Below are 14117 nucleotides of genomic sequence, written 5' to 3'. Positions count from 1 at the left end.
GTAATAAACCTGAGTTCGGGATAAGCTCAAACGCTGATTCTGTCATTGATTTTGAAAACCTGTAAGCCTTATTTTCTCGTTCAAGCGATCGAAATTTAGTCGTTAACCCGAACTAAGGTTTGATAAGCTGTTTTGACTTGCAAACATTTTATATCCCAAAAGAATATTCTCCAAATATTTTATATCCCAAAAGAATATTCTCTTTAATGCTCTTAGCAAATGAATTTAAGTAATTGCACTTTTCCAAGTATTAAGTTTTTAGTATTAATACTGTGCAAATATGATTGCTTATACTCGTTTTATCGTATAAATAATGACAGCGATTTCTATTAAATCTGATGATACCAGTTAAGCAGCGATTGACGCGACTTGCTCAACAACATACCAGACTAGATCGAGGCGCATTTGTTCGTTCAAAACAGCTAAAGGCATTACTCAAAACAACTATCTTAGGCTCTGTAGCTTTAGTTTTTGGCTTGGTAGCTCCAGTTTCTACTGTCTCTTTAAATTCCAATGCTTCAACGCTAAAAGTATCGGCTCAAAATCAATTAAATGCTGCTGAGCAAGCGAGAATACTCTCGACTTATACCAGTCTCCCTCTGCGTTTTGAAGTGAATCAAGGACAGGTAGACAAGCAAGTTAACTTTTTGGCGCGTGGTAATGGCTACAGTGTGTTTTTGACTCCTGCCGAAGCAGTGTTAAGTCTGCATCAAACTCAGACAGCATCAACACAAAAACGTCAGCCAGCGATCGGATCGCAACAAACTCCAACAAGTCAAACTAGTTTTCTGCGCTTACAGCTAGTCAATTCTAATTCCACTGCAAAAGTCAAAGGGATAGAGCAGTTGCCAAGCAATAGCAACTATTTTCTTGGTAAAGAATCTCACAAATGGCATAGAGATATTGCTAACTATGCCAAAGTGCAATACCAAGCAGTCTATCCTGGAATTGACTTATTATATTACGGTAATCAAAGCCAGTTGGAATATGACTTTATAGTTGCCCCTGGCGGAAATTCAGAAAACATCCGCTTACGAGTAGCAGGTGCTTCTAAGTTAGAAATTGACCAACAAGGCAACTTGCTATTGCACACGCCAAAGGGTGTGATTCGCCAGCACCGACCAATAATTTATCAGCAAATAAATGGAAACAAACAACCCATAGCTGGGGGCTATGTCCTACTAGGAAAGCAAGAAGTAGGGTTTAAAATAGCGGCTTACGATCGCAAGCAGCCTTTGACTATCGACCCTGTAGTAACTTATTCCACTTACCTGGGTGGTAGCGGCACTGATTTCGGTGGTTATGCAGTGGGGTTAGATAGGGCTGGTAATGTCTATGTGGCAGGGCAAACTTACTCCACCGATTTTCCAACTAACAACGCTTTTGATAACACTTTGAGTGGCAATAGTGATATTTTTGTCACGAAGTTAAATCTAGCTAAGTCTGGCATCGCTTCACTCGTCTACTCTACCTACCTGGGAGGCAGCAATTCTGAAAATAGCTTTCTTGAAATTGCAGTTGACTTGGGCGGTAATGCTTATGTTGCAGGTGTTACCACATCAAGCGATTTTCCAACCAAAAACGCCTTTGATAGCACTTTTAGTGGCAGTAGTGATGGTTTTGTGACGAAGTTGAACGCCAAAGGAGATCGACTGCTTTATTCTACTTACCTGGGGTCTGATACTGACATTCGTGCGATCGCGGTAGATAAGCTTGGCAATGCTTATGTTACAGGATTTACCGGTTCGACTGAATTCCCAATCAAAAATGCCTTTGATATTACCTTAGAAGGCGGTCAAGAAGCTTTTGTGACAAAGTTAAACCCAGATGCATTCGGCAATGCGTCACTCGTCTACTCTTCCTTCCTTGGAGGCAACAACAGTGATGTTGGCTTTGGGATTGCAGTTGACTCGAACGGTAATGCTTATATCACGGGATATACCTCTTCGACTGACTTCCCAATTAAAAATGCTTTTGATATTACCTTAGATGGCAATCTAGAAGCTTTTTTAACTAAGGTAAATGCCAAAGGAAATTCTATCCTTTACTCTACATACTTGGGGGGTAGTGGCAACGATTTGGGTAGCGGGATTGCAGTAGATTGTTTTGGTAATGTCTATGTGACAGGTCAAACCTACTCCAGCGATTTTCCAACCAAAAAGGCCTTCGATAGCACTTTGGGTGGCTTTGTTGATGCTTTTGTAACAAAGTTGAACCCACATGTATCTGGTAAAAGCTCGCTCGTTTACTCTACTTACTTGGGGGGCAACGATTATGAGCTTGGTTACTCGCTTGTAGTGGATAAGTATGGCAATGCTTATGTAATTGGGTCTACTGGTTCGCAAGATTTCCCAACCAAGAATGCTTTTGATAGCACTTTAGGTAGCAACCTTGATGCTTTTGTGACCAAGGTGAATGCCACAGGCCAAAGTCTAATTTACTCTTCCTATCTGGGGGGTAACAACAGTGATGAAGGCTATGGAATTGCAATAAATTGGTTTGGTGATGTCTATGTAACAGGTCAAACTTCCTCAAGCGATTTTCCAACCAAAAATGCCTTTGATAGCACTTTGGGAGGTGATTTGGATGCCTTTGTAACCAAAATTTCTCCTTAAGCTAATGATTTGTGAGTCGATTAAATACGATTACATAAACTACGGTCAATCAATCGAATTACTCAACTGTGGAGTGACTGCCCAAAAGCGATCGCTAGATCTATTAAGCAAGTAAGAAATTCCATTCGACTTCTGGCTCTTAGAGGTTGTTTGAAAAGTGGTTGGTTGTGATTTTAAGCAGTTTATCGATCCTCCTAACCCCCCTTAAAAAGGGGGGCAAAGACCTCTTAAAGTCCCCCTTTTTAAGAGGAGCCACTGCGATCTTAGGGGTTTCCACGCCACTTGAGCAAGTAGCATCGATTTAGGGAGATCTAGAACGTTTTGCTACCGACAACACGACTTTTCAAACATACTCTTAAGTGCTGAATTTTTACCTGTAATTTATTGTCGGATTAAGCTGGAACTTTTTCCTCAAGAGGTTTAAAAGTTTTTTTGCTAGCACCACAAATAGGACATTCCCAATCGTCGGGAATTTCTTCAAAAGGTGTACCAGGTGCAATTCCCGAATCAGGATCGCCAGCTACAGGATCGTAAATCATACTGCATTGTCTACAAATCCATTTACGAGTTTGAGGATTTTCATCTACAACTCTATTTACTGCTTGTCCGCCATTTAATACTTCTAAAGCTTCGGCGTAGCGATCGGCGTGATAGTTTTCGATGAATTTTAACAAGCCAAAACGGTGTGCAGCTTCCCGAAATGTGTTGGCATGATCGGCGGATTCTTTAGCTTGTTTGAGAAATTCTTCAGCAGCAGGATTATCGCGTTGGCTCTGCCCGCCGTAGGCATCGCGTTGAGCATCTGCGGCAAATTCTGGATACATTGTAGTATATTCATAAGTCTCGCCTTCGATTGCTAATGATAAGCAACGAGACACTATTTCCCGCTTTTGTTCGTCAGTTAAACCCGTAGGATCTTCTACGACAAGTTCTGGATGCAGCAGTTCAAAATGTGCAAAAGCATGTTCGGTTTCTTGGTCTGCTGTTTCTTTAAAAAGCTTTGCTAAGTCTGTAAATCCAAGTTTACGCGCCACCTCAGCAAAAAACAAATACTTACGATTCGCCATCGACTCACCACCGAAGGCAGCTTCTAAGTTTTGAAGAGTAGTAAAGTTGGATAAATCCATAATTTTGGGATGCCTGCAAAGTAATGTTTGCTACGAAAACACAAAATCTACAACCAAATGAATAAGCTGTTATTCGTATAAATTAGAAATGATTTATACAAATTTTTTCAGCCCAAATTGAGAAGGTTAGCATAAGTGTGCTATCCTACCTGGATAATTATAAGACCGAAAAGTTTTACAGCCTACAAATGAGCAACAAAGAATTCTAAATTAGAATTCTGGCTCCTAAATTCAAGTTGTTTAAAGCTTTAAAAATCGCTAATCAGCGTATTCTATGGCGTCAGCGAAGAGAACGAGGAGACAAGGGTAATTGTCAAGAAACAGAAAACCCTTGTCTTCCCATTCTCTGATGCTAAAACTCTGGAGCGATCGCCACACCATCAGTAAGATTCAGCAATCCTGAGATAATAATTTTATCTTCTGGCTGTAATCCTTCAATCACTTGATAATTATTACCCTTAATTTGACCTAGCTTCACTCGCTTTTGCCGAGCTACTTGCACAGACGCGCCTTGGGGAGATTTTTGAGTTTCAACTACATAAACAAAAGTTTCTCCACCTACACGAGTCACTGCTGTTGTTGGAATTAAAATTCCAGGGCGCTCATTCCAAATAACTCTGGCCCTAACTAATTGATTTGCACGTACCTGACCTTTAGGGTTATTAAAGAGGGCTTTAATTAGTATCCCTTGTGTTTCATTACTGCCATTCGGTGCAATGAAAAATACTCTAGTTCTACCTAACTTCTGACCCTGTGTATTCATAATCTCCATCGGCATTCCTTCACGCAATAGAGCTTTTCGCTGTGGAGGCACAGAGACTTTAACTTCTAAAGGTTGATTTTGCATTACAGTAACTAACGGTGTAGAAGTATTAACTAAATCACCTGGTTTTACCGAAATGTTGCCAACTGTACCAGCAAAGGGAGCAGTAATTTTCTGATACTGGGGTTGCTGTTTTATATTTACATTGGTTTGTTGTAAAGATTTTTCAGCTTGTGAGATATTGGATCGTTGGACTTCGATCCTAGAATCAATTGCATTTAGACTAGTCTTGGCGGCAGCGAGCCTATTAGCGTACAGATTGCTAGCCTGTCGAGATACTGCTCCTTGTTGAGCTAAGTTGAAATATTTCTCGTATTCCTGCTGGCTGAGTTGCACATTAGCAACGTAAGACGCACGTTCGGCTTCCAGAGATTTGAGTGTAGCGCGGGCGTTTTGTAGTTGTCCTAAAAATGCTTCAGAGGGAGCATTAATTCCATTGGCTGCTAGTTGTTGCGGTCTAGAGTCTACTTGGACGATCGCTGCCCCTTGCGCCACAGAATCTCCAGGTTTGACCAATATTTGGCTAACTTGACCCTGAATCGCTGGTCTGAGGTTAATCGAGCGCTGGGACTCTAGGCTAGCAATAAAATCTGAACTTTCCTCAATGATGCCACTTTGTACTGTAGATATTTTGACTCTTACCCCTTGAGGTTGAACATTAGCAGTTGAAGGTACTGAATTTTGCGGAGTCAGCAAACGCCAAACGAGAGTTACTCCGCCTCCTACCAATAGTAGCGCAGGTAAAAATAACCAAAGCCACCGCCGTTTTTGTGGAGGTGGCTTAAATGAGGTTTGCGAAGAATTTTCTCCAAAATCAGTTTGAGGCTCTGGGGATGTCATGGCTGATAAGGAATTTAATGAACGCGATGAATTATAACTCAATCAAGATTTTATCTATTGAAATTCCTGATTTGGCATAAGCTATTGGGGCAAATTATATATTTACCCATTTAAAATATACTGTTTTGATAATTGCATCTAAATCTATCTAAAGGTGAATGATATGTTTTGATAAATTGTTTGTTGATATGGGGCATTGGCTATAAGCGATTGGGGGAGATGAGGGAGACAAATCAATTCAAAATTCAAAATTCAAAATTCAAAATTAAACAACTTCTGCCTTCTGCCTCCAATGACCAATGACAAATGACCAAAGACTAATGACAAATGACTATTAACTTTTAATTTTTCCTTTTTTATTAGTTGTTGGTTGTTGATGTGAATTATTTAACATAGAAGATAACAACATTTGTTCAAAGGCTTTGGAAAGAGCTGTTTGGAAACGCTGACGGTGTTTGAGTTTGAAAAAAGGTCGAACTATTTCGACGTAGGCGTAGCCCGCCGTAAGCATCGCACTCTCTTGTTCTCTGTTATCAATAACTTTAATTGACCGTAGAGTTCCAAGCTGAATTTCTTTTTTTACCATCAACTCAGAAATTCCAGTCGCACCTACGCCGTTTTCAATGGCTGCTTTTGCCATCTCACCACTAGTGAACACTAAAATTACATTCAGTTCATTGAGGTTGATTCCCCAATTTAGCAACGCTTCCTCAAATCTTTGCTGGGTTCCAGATTCCGGTACTCGCATTACCCAAGGAGTTTGAGTCAGCTGGCTTAACTCAATTTCTCCATGCTCAAACCAAGGATGTTTTTCACCTACCACAATTTGCAAGCGATCGCTCCCCACAATTTCGTACTCTAGAGTGGTTTGAAGTGCTGGCTTCACGTCTCCTTCCACTAAACCCAAATCAAACTGTCCCATTGCTGTTCCTACACAAATGGTTTCAGCGTTGGCAAGGGTACAGTCAATTTGGATACCAGGATATCGGCTCTTAAACTCACTAATCTTGCTTGGTAGCCAATAATTACCGATTGTCAGACTTGAGCCTAATTTCAATTCACCCCGTTGCAGATTATTCAATTCCCGCAATCCCCTTTCAGTTAAGGAGACTTGATCGAGAATTTTTTGCGCCTCCACTTGCAGTAACTTACCAGCCTCAGCAATCTCAATATGACGACCAATTCGATGGAATAACTTGACTCCGTATTCTTGCTCTAAGTTTTGGATCGCTGCACTGACGGCAGGTTGTGTAATATAAAGTTCTTCTGCTGCCCTAGTAAAGTGTAAGTGCTGCGCCACAGCCAGAAATATTTTTAGCTGTTCAAGCGTCATTCCTGCCATTGATGGTACGTCCTAAAAGTTAGTGCCCAAGTTTTCATCACTTTCATTTATCATTTTGACAAAAAAAAGCATTTGATTCTATCGTTTAGTTTGCCTAAAGTATAAATCAAAGCTTACTACGTAGTCATTGGTAATTGGTCATTTGTCATTTGTAAACAGACTAACGCCCCATGACGGCAGTTGCTTCTCCTGTCGGAGACGCTGCGCGTAGCTTGCTTCCCCGAAGGGATACAAGCCGGGAAACCCGTCCAACGCACTGCCTCCCCAATGCTACATGCCCAATTAGCAAGCATCAAAATAAGGACTTCAACAAATGAGCGGTTTAGTCACTGCAATTACCACAGGAATTACAGCCTTCAGTGCCACGAATATTGACGATATTGTGATTTTGACGTTACTTTTTTCACAAATAAATAAAAGTTTCCGCAGTCGTCACATTGTTGCTGGTCAATATCTCGGTTTTGCGGCATTGATCGCTGCTAGTCTTCCAGGTTTTTTCGGTGGGCTAATTATACCGCAGTCATGGATTAGATTACTGGGTTTCATGCCAATTATTATTGGTATGAGTAGTTTACTAAAACGCGAAGAAGATTCACCAGAGGAAGCGTCAGAAGAAACTGAGCGTTCTTATCCCTCCGTAATTGCCAGTTTTCTGTCTCCGCAAACATGCAATGTAGCTGCGATCGCCTTTGCTAACGGTAGCGACAATATCAGTGTTTACGTACCTCTGTTTGCCAATTCTGAACTAGAAAGTCTGCTGGTGATTGTCAGCGTATTCTTTTCTCTAGTAGGTGTTTGGTGTTACGCCGCTTATAAGTTCACTTACTTACCTGCGATCGCTCAATTTTTAACTGATAATGGCAATACTTTTGTACCTTGTATCTTGGTTGGATTGGGTGTATTTATCGTCTCAGAAAATGTTACTTGGACTCTGTTATCTGTAGTTTCTAGTTATTTATTTTCTTTCATTTTAAGCAAAACTCAGAATTCAGCAATCAGAATTCAGGAGTCAGAATAGTTTAATTGTTCTCAAAATGTATTAAAAAATCAACAGGAATTGAATCATGAAAATCTGGAAATCTCTGCTAATCGTCTTGATGATTTTTGTTAATCTCGCCTTTGCTCAACCTTCTTTTGCCGATCGACCAAAATTTAGCAAAAACCCTGATTATGTCGAGGTTACCAAAGCAATTAAGCAACTCACTCAGGCAAAAAAAGCCAAAACTCAAATCGCAGGTGTGACACCAGAAGAAATTCAAAAGAAAATCGATGAGTTAGAATTCCAAAAATATGCTTTAGAGACAGGAATTAACTGGGGTCAATGCGAGAACCAAACAGGTAATACTATTGCAGTCTACGGCAAAGCAGCAAATGAGGAAGAAGATGATGATGCTGCATACGAAAATGGCCTGTATTTTCTAGCTGATGGCCAGTCAACTCAAAATAATTGGGATTGTGATGGATTTTATTTGCCAAATGATGCTCAACTTGCAGCCTTAACTCCAAACGGAGAAACTCAAGAATTTACAGAACCAGTAGCTATCAAAATACCTGATGGCAGCAAGTTAACGATTAAAGCCAATCCAGAGAATGCTGCAATTGAAATCAACATTCCTAATGCTGAAATTGTTAAAGCTAATGAAGTCAATTGGTTTATTCCGAATGTATCACAAGCTTTAATAGATACACGAGTTCCCAATGCGCCTATTGAAAAGTCATAAATGAGTAAACAGTTATCAATGAACGCTAATTACTGAAATCTGTTTCTCAAGAAAATGTTTTCAAATTTAACAGGTTCACAGCCAAAATCAGAGACGAAACAGGACAAGGACTGGTCAAAAATCTCTCTGGTGTTGGCTGTTTTATTTAGGTAATTACTGCTTAGGGTTAACGAAAGTCTTGATTTTGATGTTGCGTAGGCGTAGTTCGTCGTGGAGGCTTTGCGGCAAGACAGAGGCATCTGTTACGACGTAGCACAAAGTCAGAGCGGAGGTTTCTGACCTAGACGCTTTGCGGCAAGACAGAGGCATCTGTTAGCGCAGCGTTAGCGACGCAGGAGCGTCACTTTGTAACAGAGAAGCGTCACTTTTCAAGACGGACATCGCTCCTAACTGGACGCTACTTGAGAAGAATAACAAATTTCAGTTAAAATAAACTTACCAAAAAAATGTACAATCACAATAAATATATTTCACTAGCACAATTAGCGCGTTGGATGCAAATAATCTGGAAGGAAATTTGCTACTACTTTCGCGTTTTTTGGAGAGGTACTTCTTTCGGAATAAAGGTATTATTAATGCAGCTAAAATCGAAACCCACAGAAGAAGTTAAAGAGCAAAAGAAACCAGGAAGACTAAATCCATCTCGTATACGAGACCACTTGGCAAATGAGCGTACATACCTGGCTTGGATGCGGACAGGGATTGCTCTTTTGGGTTTTGGTGTGGTCATCGTGCGTCTCCGTGCTTTTCAAATACCTTTAGTACCCCGTCCTGGAAATGGCTGGAAGTTAGGTTTAGTCTTCTCGCTAGTAGGTTTGATTACAGTTTGGCTCTCAACGGGGCACTATTTTGCAGTCCGTCGTGACATTGAAGAAGATACTTATGAACCAACAGACCGCTGGGTGTTGCTTTTCAGTTTAGCTGTGATGATTCTCGGCGCTGGAGTCATCTATTTTGTGTTTACAACTTCTTTAGATCCAACGAGTCCAGTTATTGCTGAATGATTATCATTTGTCATTTGTCATTTGTCATTTGTCATTGAGATACTGAATTCTGAATTCTTCTTTTAAAAACGTACTTTATACAACTCGAATAATTCGCCTGATTTCTGGGTTGTTACTTTAGCACCAGCAGCTTTAATTGTTTTTTCCCACTCAGCTAGAGGTTCTAAAAATACCTCAGCACCGAGATAAGTTTCTAGAACTGCCCAATCTTCTGCTAAAGGCTGTTCTGGGTTGAGGATGTCAAATACAAAATGTCCGCCTGGTTTTAAAACTCGTTTGACTTCTGTCAGGACAGCCTTCCAGTATTCAAGTGGAAAATAGCAGCTAAATCCTGTGGCGATCGCCAAATCAAATTGGCCTGGTGAATAGTTTAGATCGTGAGCTGCTCCCAACTCAACACCTTTGAATAGCTTAGAATTCAACTGCGGCCCGCGAGAATTGAGAATGTCTCGCGCCACATTACTGATTTCTTGCCCATAAAAAAATGCTTGCCAATCTCGCCAAGGATAAATTAACAAGCTGACACCGCAGCCGATATCTAAACAGTGCTGGTTCTTTTGAGGTTTGGCAACTTCCCAAAAAGGAGAAGCAATTCTCCCGGAAAAATTGCCACTAGCCCACTCCCGAAAGATTGGCATTGCTTGGACTTCAGCTGGCAGTTCAACGGATTGACCCTGATATTCTCGGTTGAAGCGGACAGCTATTTGTGTTAATCTTTCTTGCCAGTTAGTTGATTTGTGGGTGGCGAAGAGATTTTGTAACTGCGAATCGGGCTTTTTAGACATGATATTTTTGCTAGTCTTTTTAAGGATTGTATTCAAATTCGCTTTGGGTTCCCACACCAATCCAATCACCTGCGGGAGTTTGTCCGACTTCGTAGCTATAGCCAACATCCCCAAAACTAATACTGTAATAAGTACGATGCTGCAAACACTGGTTGATGAACTGGCTGAGTTTGCGACTATTGTAGCCTCTCGTAGAGAAGTCGAGATTCAGTGACCACCTGCCTCCTGCCTCCTGCCCTCTACTTAGTAAAAAAGACGCGAAGTTTCGCGCCTTTGAAACTAACACCAAATTCTCAATACTAGTTAAATTATTGTTTGTAGATGTTTGACCAAATCTGCTGCTTGTCTTACACCTTCAATTCGCTCCACAGCCTCACCCTTCTTAAATAGTACTAGGGTTGGTAGGGCGTAAATTTGATACTGGGTAGCTAATTCTGTATATTTTTCTGTGTCGATTTTGACAATCCGCAGACGATCCTTTAGTTGGGCATTCACTTGTTCTAAAATTGGCACCATCATCTGACACGGGCCGCACCACTCAGCGTAAAAATCTACCAATACGGGCACATCAGAATCAGACAGCATCTCGTCAAAGCTGTTAAATTGTTTTTTAGTTGCCATGTGATACACACCGCTTTTCAATTGTTTGTTTCAATGGTAATTCTTAGAATATAAAATCGGTATATGTTTATGAGTTTTTCTCAGGAAAAAATTACATTAGTGCAATATAGACTAGTTCGCTAGCGAAAATCTTAAATAATCCTAATAAAATAGAGATATCGTATTATTTTGTGTATAGCAGTTAGAGATTTATTTCTACCTATTTTGATGTAACCAAATGATTATACAGAGTTTCACGAGGCTTATGTCTACAGACATGGTAGTTTATCGAATTTGGCGATGTCTAAAAGGCTCTGACTTAGACAGTTATAATTAAACCAACAATATATTCTCAATGTTATCCATTCATTAGCAAATAAAATAGATAGTTAATTATTACTACAACTATGATATTCAAAGAGTTAGAAGCAGAATTGCTAAAGTTAACACCAGCACAAAAAGCTAAAATTATTAACATTCTTTCCCAAAGCCTTGCTAATCATTGGTAAGGCATCGAAAAAACACCAGAAATCTGTAGTGGGAAAGCCTGTATTGCTAACACTCGTATTCCTATTTGGGGATTAGTTAATGCTCGTAATTTAGGATATAGTGAAGCAGATATACTGAGTAACTATCCGAGTTTATCAGCAACAGATCTAGCAAATGCTTGGGCTTATGCAGAGGCATTTAGTGAGGAAATTGCACGGGATATTAAAGAAAATGAGGAAGCAGAATAAATGGCACATCTCTATGCAGATGAACATTTTCCACGTGCTGTGGTATAAATTATGCGCTCATTATGACACGATCTTTTAACAGTACAAGAAGCAGGAAAGGCGAATACTAAGATACCTGATTTGCAAGTGTTAGAATTTGCTAGCCAGGAATAACGTGTTATTTGAACTCTAAATCGTATAGATTTCCTAAAACTACATTATAATCACCCAGAGCATTCAGGTATTATTATTTGTAGAGACGATCGCAACTGGGAAAACTTTGCTAATCGTATACACCAAGTTATTACTCAAGTTGAAAGCTTCAAAGGACAGTTAATTCGTGTTAATCGAGTTATATCTAGTTAATTAGTTATCTAAATTGCCTCATCCTACCAAGATTGTCACCGCGCAATAGTTAGATTTTATCCAAACAATATTTCAGATGTTCCCTAAATCACCATAAGATAATTAGCGCGGTATTCTGAAGATTGAGGAACATTAAATGACACTATTAAAAGATAAAGTCGCAATTATCACAGGTGCTTCGCGGGGAATTGGACGAGCGATCGCCATCGAATTAGCCACACAAGGAGCGATCGTAGTTGTTAATTATGCCAGTTCCAGTGCAGCAGCCGAAGCAGTTGTTACAGAAATTACCACAGCCGGAGGTCAGGCGATCGCTCTCCAAGCAGACGTTTCCAAAGTCGAGCAAGTAGACGCCCTAGTTAACGCCGTCATGGAAAAGTTTAAGCGTGTGGATATCTTAGTCAACAACGCAGGTATCACCCGCGATACACTGCTGTTGCGCTTAAAGCCAGAAGATTGGCAAGCAGTCATCGACCTGAATTTAACTGGTGTGTTCTTATCTACGCGTGCCGTCAGTAAAATCATGTTGAAACAGCGATCGGGGCGGATTATCAGCATTACCTCAGTTGCTGGACAAATGGGCAACCCAGGTCAGGCAAACTACAGCGCCGCCAAAGCAGGTGTAATTGGTTTTACCAAAACCGTTGCCAAAGAACTTGCATCTCGTGGCATCACCGTTAACGCTGTCGCCCCTGGTTTTATCGCCACCGACATGACTAGCGACCTTAATAACACCGAAGATATTCTCAAATTCATCCCCCTCAGTCGCTTTGGTCAACCAGAAGAAGTCGCTGGCATGGTGCGGTTCCTCGCCGCCGACCCCGCCGCCGCTTACATCACCGGACAAGTTTTTAATGTTGATGGTGGGATGGTAATGGCGTGAACACAGACGCGATTCATCGCGTCTACACAGTACTTTGCAACTAATAAATCGCTTGTAGGGGCGTACAACTGTACGCCCGTGCCAACGTATTTGTAACTCGAAATGTCGAGTTTGGAAGATAAAAGCGATCGCTCATGATGTCAGCACCTCATCTAGAATCACAACGGGCAAGTTTGTGGCTCTCCTCAGTTGGCGATCGTTGGTGAGAAACTGAGTACAGCCAGATGTTGTAGCAGTCGCAATATGAATGGCATCAGGTGTTCTCAATGAAGGCGTACTTGCGCGTAGCCTTGCTGCTTCACGCAAGACGATCTGATTTATAGGAATCAACTGCATTTGAGGCGATCGGAGTAATCGTTCATAGGCATCAACCAGAAATGTATCCGAGTTTCTCAGTGGCACAACTAAGGTTTCCATCAGAGTTAGTTCGCTGCTAAAGACTTCAAGAGTTCCCGCCTGAAGACTATTCCATAAGGGATTCAACAACACTCCATAAGTTGGGGTCTGTTCGACAGCGTAAATAACTGTTACCGTATCAACGTATACACGAGCAGCATTTGGCAGAATTAGTTGTCCCATGCATCTCGTTCTGCTTGGAGGTCTCGATTGATTTCTTCTACACTTCTGCCAACAGGACGCTGTTTGTGGATTTCTTCAAGCAGGTGGATAATCGATTGTCCCTCTATTGTCGTTTTTTGTGGTATCAGGACAATTACCTCAATAGTTTGTCCTACAGAGGTTGAGAGTGTATCGTCAGGCAAAATGATTTCAATTTTGTTGCCTGGTAACACTTTAGTTTCTATGCGTAATGCTGATTGCATCAAGCCTTCTCCTGGTTTCTTTTTAGCTATTGTTTGTTCTGCGGACTCCCTATCGTTCTATCAATTGTGGCTCAAAAAGCGATGGCGATCGCAATCATCTCTCAACTATCAAAGGCGATCGCTCATCATTCTACAATTTAGGCAAAGCGATCGCTCTAAAAACTGTGTAGTGACTGTCTTAAAGGTCAAAGTTGAGCCTCAGAAGGTCAAAGTTGAACCTCAGAAGGTCAAAGTTGAGCCTCAGAAGGTCAACGTCGAGCCTCAGAAGATCAAAGTTGAACCTCAGAAGGTCAAAGTCGAGCCTCAGAAGGTCAAAGTCGAGCCTCAGAAGGTCAAAGTTGAGTTTGAGCGATCGCCTTTTTCACTTTTATAATTTTATGAGTTGAGGCGAACTTATAAATTGCTATCTCTTGCTGTGTTTTTTGCTATTGTGAGGAGAGGTGATCGCTTGTAAATTTACACTTTTTTTCTAAG

16 protein-coding genes are annotated in these 14117 nt (G+C 40.9%); 8 read left to right on the top strand and 8 right to left on the bottom strand.

All coding sequences use genetic code 11. The features are described 5' to 3' along the window. Positions 1 to 338: 338 nt before the first annotated feature. The gene (locus NSTC745_RS35285; RefSeq protein WP_445635180.1) at positions 339 to 2615 is read left to right on the top strand and encodes a DUF7948 domain-containing protein; all 2277 of its coding nucleotides are present in this window, start codon (positions 339 to 341) and stop codon (positions 2613 to 2615) included. Positions 2616 to 3007: 392 nt separating this feature from the next. On the opposite strand, the gene NSTC745_RS35280 is transcribed toward NSTC745_RS35285, so the two are convergent. The 3 genes from NSTC745_RS35280 to NSTC745_RS35270 form a co-directional block, all read right to left on the bottom strand. After that, positions 3008 to 3742: a rubrerythrin family protein gene (locus tag NSTC745_RS35280; RefSeq protein WP_445635179.1), complete on the bottom strand. Its 735-nt coding sequence runs from the start codon at positions 3740 to 3742 to the stop codon at positions 3008 to 3010. 352 nt (positions 3743 to 4094) lie between these two features. Then, a complete protein-coding gene (locus NSTC745_RS35275; protein WP_445635178.1) occupies positions 4095 to 5405 on the bottom strand; it encodes an efflux RND transporter periplasmic adaptor subunit in 1311 nt (436 codons plus the stop codon). A gap of 334 nt (positions 5406 to 5739) precedes the next feature. Beyond that, entirely contained in the window at positions 5740 to 6747 is a 1008-nt protein-coding gene (locus NSTC745_RS35270) for a LysR substrate-binding domain-containing protein (RefSeq protein WP_445635177.1), read from the bottom strand. A gap of 313 nt (positions 6748 to 7060) precedes the next feature. Here NSTC745_RS35270 and NSTC745_RS35265 point away from each other — a divergent pair, with 313 nt between their 5' ends. From NSTC745_RS35265 to NSTC745_RS35255, 3 genes are all read left to right on the top strand, one after another. Next, positions 7061 to 7765 carry a cadmium resistance transporter gene (locus tag NSTC745_RS35265; protein WP_445635176.1) on the top strand — a complete coding sequence of 235 codons (705 nt, stop codon included), beginning with the start codon at positions 7061 to 7063 and terminating at the stop codon, positions 7763 to 7765. 46 nt (positions 7766 to 7811) lie between these two features. Next, positions 7812 to 8468 (top strand): hypothetical protein, encoded by a 657-nt coding sequence (locus NSTC745_RS35260; RefSeq protein ID WP_445635175.1) that lies wholly within the window; start codon positions 7812 to 7814, stop codon positions 8466 to 8468. A gap of 575 nt (positions 8469 to 9043) precedes the next feature. Next, positions 9044 to 9472, top strand: coding sequence for a YidH family protein (locus tag NSTC745_RS35255; protein ID WP_099066014.1), 429 nt, complete (start codon positions 9044 to 9046; stop codon positions 9470 to 9472). A 62-nt stretch (positions 9473 to 9534) separates the two neighbouring features. On the opposite strand, the gene NSTC745_RS35250 is transcribed toward NSTC745_RS35255, so the two are convergent. The 3 genes from NSTC745_RS35250 to trxA are packed head-to-tail and all read right to left on the bottom strand — an operon-like array spanning position 9535 to position 10878. Next, positions 9535 to 10257 (bottom strand): class I SAM-dependent methyltransferase, encoded by a 723-nt coding sequence (locus tag NSTC745_RS35250; RefSeq protein WP_445635174.1) that lies wholly within the window; start codon positions 10255 to 10257, stop codon positions 9535 to 9537. A 19-nt stretch (positions 10258 to 10276) separates the two neighbouring features. Beyond that, complete coding sequence (locus tag NSTC745_RS35245) at positions 10277 to 10543, bottom strand: hypothetical protein (RefSeq protein ID WP_445635173.1); 267 nt, start codon at positions 10541 to 10543, stop codon at positions 10277 to 10279. Positions 10544 to 10560: 17 nt separating this feature from the next. Further along, positions 10561 to 10878 carry a thioredoxin gene (gene trxA, locus NSTC745_RS35240; RefSeq protein WP_445635172.1) on the bottom strand — a complete coding sequence of 106 codons (318 nt, stop codon included), beginning with the start codon at positions 10876 to 10878 and terminating at the stop codon, positions 10561 to 10563. Between the two features lie 491 nt (positions 10879 to 11369). On the opposite strand from trxA, the gene NSTC745_RS35235 reads away from it, so the two are divergent. The 3 genes from NSTC745_RS35235 (at position 11370) to fabG (ending at position 12822) form a co-directional block, all read left to right on the top strand. After that, entirely contained in the window at positions 11370 to 11594 is a 225-nt protein-coding gene (locus tag NSTC745_RS35235) for a DUF433 domain-containing protein (protein WP_445638764.1), read from the top strand. A 177-nt stretch (positions 11595 to 11771) separates the two neighbouring features. Further along, on the top strand, positions 11772 to 11939 hold the full coding sequence (locus tag NSTC745_RS35230) for a DUF5615 family PIN-like protein (RefSeq protein WP_445638763.1): 168 nt from the start codon (positions 11772 to 11774) through the stop codon (positions 11937 to 11939). A 136-nt stretch (positions 11940 to 12075) separates the two neighbouring features. Next, on the top strand, positions 12076 to 12822 hold the full coding sequence (gene fabG, locus NSTC745_RS35225; protein ID WP_445635171.1) for a 3-oxoacyl-[acyl-carrier-protein] reductase: 747 nt from the start codon (positions 12076 to 12078) through the stop codon (positions 12820 to 12822). A 132-nt stretch (positions 12823 to 12954) separates the two neighbouring features. On the opposite strand, the gene NSTC745_RS35220 is transcribed toward fabG, so the two are convergent. Then, complete coding sequence (locus NSTC745_RS35220) at positions 12955 to 13401, bottom strand: type II toxin-antitoxin system VapC family toxin (protein ID WP_445635170.1); 447 nt, start codon at positions 13399 to 13401, stop codon at positions 12955 to 12957. Continuing rightward, a complete protein-coding gene (locus NSTC745_RS35215) occupies positions 13389 to 13643 on the bottom strand; it encodes a hypothetical protein (protein ID WP_445635169.1) in 255 nt (84 codons plus the stop codon). The genes NSTC745_RS35220 and NSTC745_RS35215 overlap by 13 nt, the downstream gene beginning before the upstream one ends. Between NSTC745_RS35215 and NSTC745_RS35210 the strand changes: the two genes are divergently transcribed. Next, positions 13624 to 14016: a hypothetical protein gene (locus NSTC745_RS35210; protein ID WP_445635168.1), complete on the top strand. Its 393-nt coding sequence runs from the start codon at positions 13624 to 13626 to the stop codon at positions 14014 to 14016. The two genes, NSTC745_RS35215 and NSTC745_RS35210, sit on opposite strands and share 20 nt — an antisense overlap. Positions 14017 to 14117: the final 101 nt, after the last annotated feature.

The organism is Nostoc sp. DSM 114161, from assembly GCF_052692665.1.
This window is presented reverse-complemented; position numbering and strand designations above follow the sequence as displayed.

Coding starts and splice junctions, on each gene's coding strand:
- NSTC745_RS35285 (WP_445635180.1), top strand. CDS start 339: ATGATACCAGTTAAGCAGCGATTGACGCGACTTGCTCAACAACATACC.
- NSTC745_RS35280 (WP_445635179.1), bottom strand. CDS start 3,742: ATGGATTTATCCAACTTTACTACTCTTCAAAACTTAGAAGCTGCCTTC.
- NSTC745_RS35275 (WP_445635178.1), bottom strand. CDS start 5,405: ATGACATCCCCAGAGCCTCAAACTGATTTTGGAGAAAATTCTTCGCAA.
- NSTC745_RS35270 (WP_445635177.1), bottom strand. CDS start 6,747: ATGGCAGGAATGACGCTTGAACAGCTAAAAATATTTCTGGCTGTGGCG.
- NSTC745_RS35265 (WP_445635176.1), top strand. CDS start 7,061: ATGAGCGGTTTAGTCACTGCAATTACCACAGGAATTACAGCCTTCAGT.
- NSTC745_RS35260 (WP_445635175.1), top strand. CDS start 7,812: ATGAAAATCTGGAAATCTCTGCTAATCGTCTTGATGATTTTTGTTAAT.
- NSTC745_RS35255 (WP_099066014.1), top strand. CDS start 9,044: ATGCAGCTAAAATCGAAACCCACAGAAGAAGTTAAAGAGCAAAAGAAA.
- NSTC745_RS35250 (WP_445635174.1), bottom strand. CDS start 10,257: ATGTCTAAAAAGCCCGATTCGCAGTTACAAAATCTCTTCGCCACCCAC.
- trxA (WP_445635172.1), bottom strand. CDS start 10,878: ATGGCAACTAAAAAACAATTTAACAGCTTTGACGAGATGCTGTCTGAT.
- fabG (WP_445635171.1), top strand. CDS start 12,076: ATGACACTATTAAAAGATAAAGTCGCAATTATCACAGGTGCTTCGCGG.
- NSTC745_RS35220 (WP_445635170.1), bottom strand. CDS start 13,401: ATGGGACAACTAATTCTGCCAAATGCTGCTCGTGTATACGTTGATACG.
- NSTC745_RS35210 (WP_445635168.1), top strand. CDS start 13,624: ATGCGTAATGCTGATTGCATCAAGCCTTCTCCTGGTTTCTTTTTAGCT.
- NSTC745_RS35215 (WP_445635169.1), bottom strand. CDS start 13,643: ATGCAATCAGCATTACGCATAGAAACTAAAGTGTTACCAGGCAACAAA.